Below are 11,831 nucleotides of genomic sequence, written 5' to 3'. Positions count from 1 at the left end.
TTATTGACCTCCTTTATTGAATTGCTTCATTTTCTCAGTAAAACGATCCCAAGCTTCATCACTGAGCCATAGGTTTTTGTATTTAACAAACCCAATGGTCAAAGTCAGCACACCACCAATCCAATAGCAAAGAATAATCCATGCAAAAGAAGGATGAAAACCGAATATTTTGTATGTTGGCGCCATATTTAAGAATGCATCTGAATTCTGTTTTGCCAATACGAAGCCTATAATCCATACGACCGCCCACGTCAGCATCGGATAAACGAGCAGCTTTCGATCCAGCTTACCATTTTGAGCCGCGCCCATCATCATATGCAAAAGCATAAGGACAACACTGAGATGTAAACCAATATACCAGTGACCAAACCAACCACACAAAGTAATGGCAACCCATAACCCCGTAATCAATAAAACCATTTGTGTTTTGTATTGACCAATTTCCATAAAACCCTCCTGTCATTTACTACCCGCAGCAGGCCTATCTGCGAACGTGCCCTATACTATTGCAAATGACATGCCAATCGCAATAGCGCAGTAAACTGAGTTTTTTTGAGCATTCTTGAGATATAATCATCTATAAGCATTGTATGTTTCATGAAAATCGTCACATTTATGATACAACGATCCGTCAGATATACATCAAATGCCTCATTAAATCGAAGTGCATTTCGGCTGCTACCAATCGCATCATTTGAATGCTGACCGCAATAAAAAAACAATCCCAAAAGGATTGTTTTTTATCAAGATTGATCACACTACCGCCATTGCCTTCACCCGTTTTATCTATGAATCGTAATCCGGTTTACGGTGACGGTAGATGACCGGCGTATTGCCAAATAAAATACCATCGTCAACGGCTGCTCTTTCCATTTTAATCAATTCACCTGCAATCGTCGTGACATTGCGCTTAAAAGTCGGTTCGTTAATTTCCGGAATTGATTTACCGCTCGCTTTTCGATAATGCGCATAATGCTTCCAAAGCCGATTGGTAATCTTAGCCGGTGTTGACGGTTTTCTCAGAACCATCATAATTTCACTGCGAAAAACTTCGACAAAATCCATAAAAGCCTCTCGATTAACAGCCGCCAGTTTTTTCCCCAACGCTCTTGCCCAAGGTTCATCAAGCTCTTGACAAATGAATTTCAACTGATGCCAAACAGCATACAATGTCTTCATATCTTCAATCTCAACAGTTTTGATCCAATGAAAAGCTAAAAGCCGCCTACGCCAGTCCCACCATTTCAATGGACTTTGAAGATCAGATGCCGGAATGAGAAAGTAACCCTTGTCCAGCAATAACGCACCAAAGACGCCAGGCGGATTGCCACGTTTCTGTTTTTTTAATGTCGTTCGGTATACACCGCATGTCGGGCTGCCATCCATATAGATATAAGCAGTAATGTCAGCTCTTTCAAGCGCTTCCATACAGGCTGACGCACCAGCCTTTACAGCATCGGTTACTTCAGCGCCGCCGCGATTAACTACTTTTGCTTCATTCGTCCAAATCGCACGACCATCAGCACCTACCACATGTATAGGATTTCTCGGCACGCCAAGCCCCGCCATACTTTCCGGACAGACCGGTACCCAGACAAAGTCGCTCTTCTCTCTGCCGAGGGACTTCACCAAGTCCCAACCTTTTGCATTGTATCGTACTGGACATCCCATGCAACATGCGCTAATGCCAATTTTAAGTTTGGTTGTGATAATGATCGGTTGGTTGGACATCTTTTCATCCTCCAATTGGCGCCAAAATGCCTCGCTTTTTATTTAGGACACGTAATCGCCACATATTTATGATAAACTATACCCAATTAATTCTATGCTTAATCTTAGGAGGTATCACCATGCGCCGATACATACTATTATTCATAATCGCTGCAGTTATTACATGTCAGTCAGCTGCTTTTGCCAATGCCGCAGAACCCCCTTCGCTGATCGTTATCATACCGGATGATACGACGGTCTTACTCGTCAACAGCGATGATGAGCCCGATTTAACGGCTGTAGAAGCACTGGTAACAAGTGACGCTTTTCTTTCAGACTCCGAAGCTTACGATGAATCGGGACACTTGTCCGTAACATCGGGCAATCAGCGAAAAGCAGCTTGGGAAAATTATACCGCCTTTTACCGTCACGAGTTTTTAGATTCCAATGCGAGTTTATATGTTGATACTGCCGAAGATCATTTTCTGATCACATTGCCGCCTGAATTGCTCAATCATTATAACAGCATTGTGACACTGGATGTAGCAACACGTTCTATTACAGAAGGCAAGCTGCCATCACGCAACGCCTTGCTGATCTCACTTCGCGTCATGTTGACATTGCTTTTAGAAGGTGCTGCCTTTTGGCTCTTTGGCTTCCGTACACGCCGCAGCTGGATTGGCTTCCTTATCATTAACCTCATAACACAAGGCACTCTCAATTACCTTTTGAGCATGTTTTCACCTTATAACGGTTACGCTATATTCGGACTCGTCTATTATGAATTCTGGATCATCATCGTCGAAAGCTTTGCCTTTGGGCTCTTTATTCGTGAACATCGTGCGCTTCGACGCATTCTTTACGCCATTGTTGCTAATCTGGCTAGCTTGGTCTTAGGCGGGTATCTAATTTTGACACTGCCAGTCTAAGCAGGCTCTTGCCCGCCACGATCAGCTGATTCTATCACTTTCCACATAATGGTCTTTACCGCTTCGTTTTGCCTCATATAACGCTTCATCTGCATAGTGAAGCAGTCCTTCATATGTCATAGAATCCGATTCAATCCACATGACACCTGCGGATATTGTAACCGTTTTCCACGTATCATTCGGAAATGACATCGGACTGTCTTTTAATGTTTCATAGAAAGAATCCAGATGCTGCCGAATAATCGCTTTCGTTTCAAAGCTGTGCAGCAATACGACGATTTCGTCGCCCGACCGCCGTCCAATGATTGTATTCTCCGCTGATGCCATCCCTATGAGATGCTTAACAGCATAGATAATGTACTGATCGCCCCAGTGGTGACCATAGCTGTCATTGATACCCTTAAGATTATCGAGATCCAGCATGATAAGTGCCGCTTCACCTTCTCGCTTAGATGCATACCATCGTTCAAACGCCCACTGGAATCCCTTGCGGTTAAGAATCATCGTTAGTGCATCGTGATCCCGCTCTAATATCATTTGACGTTTTTCTAATATTTCATCCGTTACATCCATGACAATGCCAATGCCATTGTCCGTCTTTTTAAACCGTATCCAGCGATCACCAATTTCAAATACATCTGGGCTGTCGCCTTCGGGGACTGTAAAAACCGCTTGAAGCACGGAGGTAAATGCTTCAGGCGTCATTTCAGTGTGTTCACCAATCTCCGGCCAACCAATAATTTCACCAAAATGATCCGTAATATAGACTCTGTTCATCGTCATATTCATTTCAAAAGCACCAATTGGCAGTTCGAACATATCAACAATTTTTGACAATCTCGAAGCGGATTCCATCATCGCCTGATTTGCACTTTCAACTGCTGATGCCAGTGCATCCAATTCCGCAAGCCCTGTGGGCTCAAATTTTATTTCGCGATGGCGCTCACCCTCTTTCACCTGTTTGGCCAAGGCGACAATGGGTTTTGTCATTTGGATACTGATAATAATACCCCCAATAGCACCAATTAAAATGGCGACAAATAACGACACCACCAGCGTCTGTCGAATACGATTAACGTAGCTGAACAAATAATCTGAACGCATAATCCCAACCAGATACCACTCTTCATCTTCAAATGGCGTATTGGTTTGATAGAGCCCAATTCTTTCCATTGAAGCATAGAGCGCCTCATTCCCTTCATGATTAATCAGCTCGCTAATCCCTAAATTATCATCAACATTTTTTAGTGAAAGTGCGCTGTTGGAATCGATCATACGCTGCTGTAGTGGGCCTCCCATAATCATTGGATAATAAGCAAATTCGCCTCTTTCATCCAGCTCGCGATATGCAATGAGATATCCCAGCGAATCCTGAGGCTGCAATTCTGATGCCGGCAAATATTCTGCAAGATAATTAAGGGTTAAATCGATGCCGATAATGCCTCGAAGCGTTCCGGATTTATCAAACAGCGGCATGGAATACGTGACGATGGCAACATCATTGTCACTGAGTTTAAACGGTTTGCTCCAATAGCCATAATAAGCCGCTTTTGATGCTGTGGTCACATTCTGATAAGGTCTTGCTATAAATGCATTATCGGCTTGCGCAACATTCAATGTTTTAAGCCATGTTTGATCCAATGGCAGTTTTAACTGCCCAGCGAGTCCAGATGGACCGCAGAGCATATAGATATCATCATCGCCATAACTGTTCATTAACGGATCATAATCTCTGAGATAGAGTGCTGGCAAGCTCTTTAGATCATTGCTCATACGGCTGTATTCTGGAATCAGAATAACATAGGCTCCTGTCACTTGTGTTGCTCTAAGCATTGCAATCAAATCCTGAACAGCACTTTCAAAGAAACGATCCGGAGAAGTTGAATCCATCGGCAAATATTCGACAATATTCGAAACATAGGGATCAAAATTAATCCAGCTGTTCTTCATTTCGCGCTGAACGTAATCTCTCCGATTGGTTACTTTATCATGAAAGAGTTGAAATGCACTTTCACGTGCCTGCTCAATAACGCCGCCAACAATGAGAATAACACTGAAGATAATGGCTTGTAATATAATAATGCCAAGAACAAAACGCGTTAGTTTCGTGACAATGGTTTTTTGATGTACTGTTCGGTTTATTGAATGTTCGGTCATATGATCCATGTGTTTCCTCTCACTGCCTGCTTAAAAGCTGCTCCGCCTGATTTTTCAGATCCGTATACCACGCCATAAATGCTTTTTCTGATGTCAACTCCTGTATAACAGCCTCTCGATCCTCACCGTTTTGGACTGCACGATCCACGATTGCCAAGTCTCCAATAACCTGATTAAAAAGATGTGTTTCCAGCAATTCACGCATTTCATAACTGGCTTCAAAAGGTTTATTATTATAAAGCGTATAGGTTTCAAACATCGTTTTGGATGCACTGATAGACCCCAATATTGCTGCATTGTCAATGCTGAGCGCTTCTGCTTGTTTCCCTAGCCGTTCACCTTCCAGCGCATCATTTGTCACCGGAAAATAGCCCGTTGAAACAGCAAATTTTGTATTTTGCTCTGCTGCTGTAAACCATTTTAAAAAAAGTGCCGCAGCATACTCATGCGCTTCGTCACTATGTGCAATACACATGCCGGCCCCCTGCTGTATTGAAATGCTTTGAAGCGCTTCATGATGGGGATACGGCATCACAATAGGTTCAACTGTCATGGGCATTTCTTCGCCGATGACCACTGCCGTCGGAAAATACGCAGCACCGGCAGTTGAGCCCGTGTAACTGATGACCGTTCCCGTTTTGGCGTCATCCGAACTAAAACGCCCAGTCTTCTCAAAGTAACCATTGATATAGCCCTTGGCATAAATATCCCATATTTTGTGTGCCGCTTCTTCCGACATATTAAAACGCGCCGTTCCATCCTCATTGTAAATATACATTTCCTGCCCATATGCCATCGCTGTAACAAGCATAAAGTTGGCACTGGCATCTAAGCTGAAAAAGCCTTTGCCAGTCAATTCATAATATGTCTTTGCAACATCATACAATCCGTCCCATGTTGAAAGGTCTTCATTGGTATAACCATTTGATAATGCAAATGGTTCCCAGAGATTTTTATTGATGTATAAATTTTCAGAAGATTTTGCAATGGGGACAATGTAATAACGTTGATCCGTCATAAATTTACCTTCTTCCAGAAATTCCTTTCGATAGACTGAAAGTTCGCTTTCCGAAAAATAGGTGTCTAAACTGACCAGTGGTGTAATTTGATTAACACGGAAAGCATTATCAGGATAAGAGGCAAAAATATTCGGCATCGGCGATGAACCAATCGATCCGTTTGCCGCATCAAAAACTGCCGTTGCCAGCTGACTGATATCGCCTTGGCTCTTCGCATCCACGACAATGCCCTTTTCCATTCCCACGGTTTCATTAAACTCAGAAACAAGCCTGTCAAACGCTTCTTTAGAACTGCTATTGTAATAATGCCACATCGTTACAATAATCGGTTTATCAGGATCAAGTAGTGTATCCCCTTGTTTATCATCTGTACATCCTGCTAATGTTATGATGATACTCATCATGGTTAAACTCAAACACATCGCCTTTACAAACTTATTCACGTATTCATACCTCCTTAGCCCATACCCAATCCATACGCTTTTAAAATTACAATTATTTTTTAGGAAGTATTTACGGCTCAAACCGTCACACAGCCTCTATTGTATGCCATCATTATACCCCATTCTGGGTTAGGCTGTCATTTATTGCGTTTCAAAGGTCAAAAAAAAGATATAAATATAATAATAAAGGTCAGATATGTACGCACATCTCCGGTTCATTCAATCCAATCGGACAACATCGCCAAGCCCTCATATCTGTAAAGGGTATTTAACCATTAAAAATGCATATAGAAGGAGGTTCAAGTTGCATAAACAATACAAAGCAGTCATAACGGACCCCGAAATGATCTTTGAAAACGCTTTTTCAAAATTTCAGGCAATGTACCAATTTGATGTTTGTCACTTTTTTTTACTTGACGAACACAAAAAAGTAGCAACAATTTTTAAAACACTCCCAAATCGAAAGGAATTTCAGCACACCAGCAACATCGTTGACATTTCAGCCAATGATACATATCTCAATATCGTCTGCGAATCAAAATCGGTACTGTCAAGTGATGAAAAAGTACTTTTCTACAACGATCATTGTTATAACCCGCTTAACATTCATATGGAGCATGAGTTTTACCTGCCGGTTCTCGCCGACCAAGACGGCTCCTTGAAAGTCATCGGTTGTATTTATCTGGGCTTTCTCTATCATAAACCTAAAATTACATACAAGCAGGCAATGGCAGAGATTGATCAAACGGTCTTAGGTAATGTGCTCAACGCCTTTACAATCCAATACAAAGCCTATCATGAACGTAACCGCTTTTTCTCTCAAATGAATATTTTCAGTGAAATCTATAATAATCAATACGCTCAAGTCAATCATCCCTATAATGTCGCGTATTGGAGCACGATGATTGCCGCAGAGCTTAATTTAAGTGAAACAGAGCACTTCAATCTATACATTGCCTCAATCCTCCACGATATCGGGACACTCTACCTACCAAACGAGCTCATTAACAAATCAGAAGTTTACGATGATGTCGATACGCAAATGATGCACATGCACACACTCTATGGCGCCAACATTGTTAAAGAACTTGCTTATGATGCCGCAGACCTTTCCCATATCGCACATGTGATACGACATCATCATGAACGCTATGACGGCATGGGGTATCCAGACGGTCTGAAAGACGACAGCATTCCCCTGTTTAGCCGTGTTATCTGTGTTGCCGATTCACTGGATGCCATGCTCTCTGATCGGAAATATAAAAAATCAAAAACCCTCAGTGAAGTAATTGCAGAATTCAAGCGATGCAGCGGCAAACAATTTGACCCAAAACTCACCGATATCATTGTTAAAATCATTGGCAGTCGAAAAGTTGATTTAGATCATCTGATCGGTGCCATCTCATGGGGAACATTGCTCTTTACGACACCTATTGGATTTAATAACGTACAAGGTGATGTGATTAAGACTGAACACGGTTATAAGTTTATTACCAACCACTACAATTTTGATGATGAAAGTTATTTTAATAAGACCGAAATTACCAACTGTTCGCTCGTCCTCTTTCGCGGCGGCGCCCTATATGAGTTCATTGTCAAGTTTAGGCGAATGCATGAAAATACAGTTTATATTTCTGATCTCGTTTTAAAACCAATTGATCAATACTTTGCCTTGTATTGGCAATTATCCGGACAAATATTAATGGATCGAAGCCAAAGCCTCAATATGACGATTCAACGCATCGGCGGCAATGCCATTACTTTTTATCTCTATACCGAGACATTAAAAGAAATCGCTGTTGCAAAAGAAAAGCTATACCATCTCAATATTACTTTTGATGACGGCGAAACACTTGCCATTCCCGGACAAATTTCGAGGTCTTACAAAAGTGCTCAACTTACTATTTTCGATTTTGAATACAAGAGCATTTCAGAGGGCGTTCGCGATAAGATCTTTCGACAAATTTTTAAGAAGCAAAGTGAACAGCAAAAACTTCGTTAATTCAACATCTGTATTTTCTATAGAAAAACCCGCGCAAAATGCGCGGGTTTATTAATTGACGGGTCTCTCATGTCATTCCTTGGCCTCTGTATGGCAAACAGAGACTGAGCCCATGGTAGACACCTGTCAGCTAGGTGGTTTATTCAATTTACACATTGTTATTGTCCGGGATCAACAATTGAATCTTCGCGGTGCGCATGACCATACGACGGATAGGGATTATCCAACACTACCGCCTTATAAAAAAAACCATCCTATGACAGAAAGGCGTATCTCGATTGTTGAATCCGTCTAAACATGCTCATGCTATCACCATACGACAATCAGTCTTATGACTGATAGTCATAAAAACCCTTTCCTGTTTTACGACCTAACATACCGCCTCTCACCATTTTTCGCAGATATGGATGCGGACGATACTTGGGATCGCCAAACTCCTGATATAGTACTTCCATAATTGCCAGATTGACATCATTGCCGATAAGATCTGCCAGTGCCAATGGACCAATAGGATGGTTCGCGCCCAGTTTCATAGCATTGTCGATATCCTCTGCCGTTGCAACGCCATCAGCTAGTATGCCAATAGCTTCATTGATCATTGGAATGAGAATTCGATTGACCACAAACCCTGGGCCTTCATCAACTTGAACAGGCACTTTGCCAAGCGCATCCGACAGTTTGATAACCGCCTGATTGGTTTCATCACACGTCTTAATGCCCCGAATGACTTCGACGAGCTTCATCATGGGAACCGGATTGAAGAAGTGCATTCCGATAACCTTTTCGGGTCTTTTCGTTGCACTTGCCACTTCGGTAATAGACAGTGATGAACTATTGGTCGCTAAAATAGCCTTTTCATTGACGATATCATCAAGTTCAGCAAATATTTTCTTTTTAATCGCCATGTCCTCTACGGCTGCTTCAACGATAATATCACAATCAACCAAATCTTCTACTTCAGTTGTCGGATGAATACGCGCCATAATCGCTTCTTTTTCACCTTCTGACATTTTGCCTTTTTTAACATTCCTCGATAAGTTCCCGTCAATGATCGACATCCCTCTCACGACAAAGGACTCCTGAATATCGCGCATGATAACTTCATACCCACTTGCGGCAAAAGCCTGAACAATACCCGAACCCATTGTACCGGCGCCGATTACACCTGCTTTTTTCATAAAATGCCTCCCTCTTTATCGGGTTACAAACTTCGGCGCTCGTTTTTCAACAAATGCCGTCATCCCCTCTTTCTGGTCCTCAGTTGCAAAACAAAGACCAAATAAATCCTGTTCAATCACCATCGCCGTCTCTATGTCTGTCTCTGAACCACGGTTAATGGCGCTTTTGGCATAGCGAACAGAAAGCTGTGCATTGGCGACAATTTTTTCGGCCATGGTCTTCGCGGTTTGCATTAAATCATCCGGTGCCACAACCGCATTGACAAGGCCGATTTTTTCAGCCTCCACAGCACTGATAATATCTGCCGTAAAAATGAGTTCCTTTGCTTTTCCGGTTCCCACCAGCCTCGCAAGGCGCTGTGTTCCAGCAAATCCAGGTGTGATTCCCAAGCCCACTTCAGGCTGACCGAATTTTGCCTTTTCACTTGCCACGCGGATATCACAGCTCATGGCGAGTTCACATCCGCCACCAAGTGCGAAACCATTGACAGCGGCAATATAGGGTTTTGATGAAAGTTCTATTTTTCGAAAGACGTGCATGCCATACGCACCAAACGTCCGTCCTTCATCAGCATTCATATCTTTCATTTCCGTAATGTCTGCACCCGCCACGAATGCCTTGCCTTCACCTGTCAGGATGACAACATCAATTTCTTTATTGGCTTCAATGGCTTCGACGGCTTTCTCCAAATCTTCAAGCACTTGACTGTTAAGCGCATTCAATGCTTTTGGACGATTGACGGTCAATATGCCAATGCGATTTTCTATCGCAATGGTCAACGTTTCAAACTGCATAAGACTTCCTCCTCAAATCCATAAAAGATTGATCCCTCTAAAAAGTCATTGTTTTAACGTTTGTTGCCACTTGATAATCCGCTTCAGTTGCCGCTTTTACGTCTGCTTCTGTAAGACCCGGTGCAATTTCAATTAATTCAAGTCCTTTAGACGATACATTGAATACAGCTTTATCAGTAATGATTCGTTTCACGACACCTGCTGCCGAAAGCGGCAGTGTACATGACTTAAGTACTTTGGAGTTTCCTGCTTTGTCCGTATGTGCCAAGGCGGCAACCACTTTTTTGGCGCCGACGAGGAGATCCATACCGCCTCCCATGCCGGGTACAAATTTACCTGGAATTTTCCAATTTGCAATATTACCGTTTTGATCTACTTCGAGTGCTCCGAGAACCGTTGCATCAACGTGGCCGCCGCGAATGATACAGAATGAAAAAGCGAGGTCAAATGCAGAACCGCCGGGAAGCATTGTAATCGGCTCACCACCCGCATTGCCCAGATCCGGATTTTGTTCACCGGCTTTTGGGGCCCCGCCAAATCGAAGTCCGCCATTTTCAGTCTGCAAAATGACATTGATTCCATTTGGAATATAATTGGCCGCCATGGTCGGCATGCCAAATCCCAAGTTGACGACTTCGCCGTCGTTGAATTCCTGCGCTATTCTTCTTGCAATAATTTCTCTGCTGTTCATATTGACATCCTCCCTTATTTTAATTTATTGCCCTTTTGCCATATTTCGCCGAATATTGCCTTGCGCTCATCCGTTGAAAAGCCCTTGACGATATAATCGACGAATATGCCGGGCGTGCCAATTTCGTTAGGAGCCAATGTGCCGACTTCAACAATCTCATCTACTTCTGCAATTACAACTTTGCCCGCTGTCGCCATTGTTGTATTGGTATTCATTGATGTACCATCATAACATAAGTTGCCATAGTGATCCGCTTTTTTGGCCTTAATAATGGCAAAATCTGCCCCCAACGGCGGAAACACTAAGTAGTCTTTCCCATAAAAACTTTGTTTTGATGCATTTTCTTCTACCTCAGTACCTATGCCAACTGGTGTTACAACAGCACCAAGTCCTGCACCGGCAGCACGAATACGTTCAATAAACGTACCCATTGGGTTGAATTCCACATCAATTTCTCCCGTATTGTAACCGGATACCAGCGCTGGGTCCGTCCCAATATGTGCACCGATAAATTTTTTGACTTGTTTACCTGCGGTTAATTTACCGATATCGAATCCACCGCCCGGATAAGAACCGACAACGCTGATCAGCGTCAATTCTTTTGTGCCATTTGCTACGAGCTGATCAATCATTTGAAGCGGTGCACCAACACCTAGAAAACCGCCAACCATTACGGATGCGCCATCCGCAACCATACTTGCACATTCTTGCACTGTTTTTACTTCAGCCATTCCTACACCTCCGAAAAATATTATGGATGAATCACAGCCGTTCTTTCTTAGGGGTATGTTTGAGCGTTTCTGTGATATATTCCTTTAGTGCAAGTTCAGTGCCAAGACGAAAAGCAGTCATCTAGTGTTGAAATTTCAACATTTCTATCAAATCTATAATACGCTGCACTTGTGTA

General features: G+C 42.7%; 10 protein-coding genes. 2 read left to right on the top strand and 8 right to left on the bottom strand.

Going from position 1 to position 11,831, the window contains the following annotated elements; all coding sequences use genetic code 11:
• Both KHM83_RS01805 and KHM83_RS01800 read right to left on the bottom strand, forming a co-directional pair.
• Positions 1-447: a hypothetical protein gene (locus tag KHM83_RS01805; protein WP_213235188.1), complete on the bottom strand. Its 447-nt coding sequence runs from the start codon at positions 445-447 to the stop codon at positions 1-3.
• 339 nt (positions 448-786) lie between these two features.
• Entirely contained in the window at positions 787-1,731 is a 945-nt protein-coding gene (locus KHM83_RS01800) for a 2-thiouracil desulfurase family protein (RefSeq protein WP_213235187.1), read from the bottom strand.
• Between the two features lie 119 nt (positions 1,732-1,850).
• Here KHM83_RS01800 and KHM83_RS01795 point away from each other — a divergent pair, with 119 nt between their 5' ends.
• On the top strand, positions 1,851-2,639 hold the full coding sequence (locus tag KHM83_RS01795; RefSeq protein ID WP_213235186.1) for a hypothetical protein: 789 nt from the start codon (positions 1,851-1,853) through the stop codon (positions 2,637-2,639).
• A gap of 21 nt (positions 2,640-2,660) precedes the next feature.
• Here KHM83_RS01795 and KHM83_RS01790 read toward each other — a convergent pair whose 3' ends face one another.
• Both KHM83_RS01790 and KHM83_RS01785 read right to left on the bottom strand, forming a co-directional pair.
• Complete coding sequence (locus KHM83_RS01790) at positions 2,661-4,805, bottom strand: sensor domain-containing diguanylate cyclase (protein WP_213235185.1); 2,145 nt, start codon at positions 4,803-4,805, stop codon at positions 2,661-2,663.
• A 10-nt stretch (positions 4,806-4,815) separates the two neighbouring features.
• The gene (locus KHM83_RS01785; protein ID WP_213235184.1) at positions 4,816-6,258 is read right to left on the bottom strand and encodes an extracellular solute-binding protein; all 1,443 of its coding nucleotides are present in this window, start codon (positions 6,256-6,258) and stop codon (positions 4,816-4,818) included.
• Between the two features lie 304 nt (positions 6,259-6,562).
• Here KHM83_RS01785 and KHM83_RS01780 point away from each other — a divergent pair, with 304 nt between their 5' ends.
• Positions 6,563-8,260, top strand: a complete 1,698-nt coding sequence (locus KHM83_RS01780; RefSeq protein WP_213235183.1) for an HD-GYP domain-containing protein — start codon at positions 6,563-6,565, stop codon at positions 8,258-8,260.
• A gap of 329 nt (positions 8,261-8,589) precedes the next feature.
• Here KHM83_RS01780 and KHM83_RS01775 read toward each other — a convergent pair whose 3' ends face one another.
• Genes KHM83_RS01775 through KHM83_RS01760 form a run of 4 tightly spaced genes read right to left on the bottom strand, consistent with a single transcriptional unit; the run spans position 8,590 to position 11,655 of the window.
• On the bottom strand, positions 8,590-9,438 hold the full coding sequence (locus KHM83_RS01775) for a 3-hydroxybutyryl-CoA dehydrogenase (RefSeq protein ID WP_213235182.1): 849 nt from the start codon (positions 9,436-9,438) through the stop codon (positions 8,590-8,592).
• 15 nt (positions 9,439-9,453) lie between these two features.
• Entirely contained in the window at positions 9,454-10,233 is a 780-nt protein-coding gene (locus tag KHM83_RS01770) for a short-chain-enoyl-CoA hydratase (protein ID WP_213235181.1), read from the bottom strand.
• A gap of 37 nt (positions 10,234-10,270) precedes the next feature.
• Positions 10,271-10,924 carry a 3-oxoacid CoA-transferase subunit B gene (locus tag KHM83_RS01765; protein ID WP_213235180.1) on the bottom strand — a complete coding sequence of 218 codons (654 nt, stop codon included), beginning with the start codon at positions 10,922-10,924 and terminating at the stop codon, positions 10,271-10,273.
• A 14-nt stretch (positions 10,925-10,938) separates the two neighbouring features.
• Positions 10,939-11,655 (bottom strand): CoA transferase subunit A, encoded by a 717-nt coding sequence (locus KHM83_RS01760; RefSeq protein WP_213235179.1) that lies wholly within the window; start codon positions 11,653-11,655, stop codon positions 10,939-10,941.
• Positions 11,656-11,831 lie beyond the last annotated feature (176 nt).

The sequence above is a fragment of the Fusibacter paucivorans genome (assembly GCF_018390735.1).
In the GTDB taxonomy this organism is placed as follows: Bacteria; Bacillota; Clostridia; order Peptostreptococcales; family Acidaminobacteraceae; genus Fusibacter; species Fusibacter paucivorans.
Note: the sequence above shows the minus strand (reverse complement) of the source record. Positions and strands in the feature narration are given on the sequence as shown.

Bases quoted from the DNA above. Each gene is read 5' to 3' on its own strand.
- KHM83_RS01805 (WP_213235188.1), bottom strand. From the start codon at position 447: ATGGAAATTGGTCAATACAAAACACAAATGGTTTTATTGATTACGGGG.
- KHM83_RS01800 (WP_213235187.1), bottom strand. From the start codon at position 1,731: ATGTCCAACCAACCGATCATTATCACAACCAAACTTAAAATTGGCATT.
- KHM83_RS01795 (WP_213235186.1), top strand. From the start codon at position 1,851: ATGCGCCGATACATACTATTATTCATAATCGCTGCAGTTATTACATGT.
- KHM83_RS01790 (WP_213235185.1), bottom strand. From the start codon at position 4,805: ATGGATCATATGACCGAACATTCAATAAACCGAACAGTACATCAAAAA.
- KHM83_RS01775 (WP_213235182.1), bottom strand. From the start codon at position 9,438: ATGAAAAAAGCAGGTGTAATCGGCGCCGGTACAATGGGTTCGGGTATT.
- KHM83_RS01770 (WP_213235181.1), bottom strand. From the start codon at position 10,233: ATGCAGTTTGAAACGTTGACCATTGCGATAGAAAATCGCATTGGCATA.
- KHM83_RS01765 (WP_213235180.1), bottom strand. From the start codon at position 10,924: ATGAACAGCAGAGAAATTATTGCAAGAAGAATAGCGCAGGAATTCAAC.
- KHM83_RS01760 (WP_213235179.1), bottom strand. From the start codon at position 11,655: ATGGCTGAAGTAAAAACAGTGCAAGAATGTGCAAGTATGGTTGCGGAT.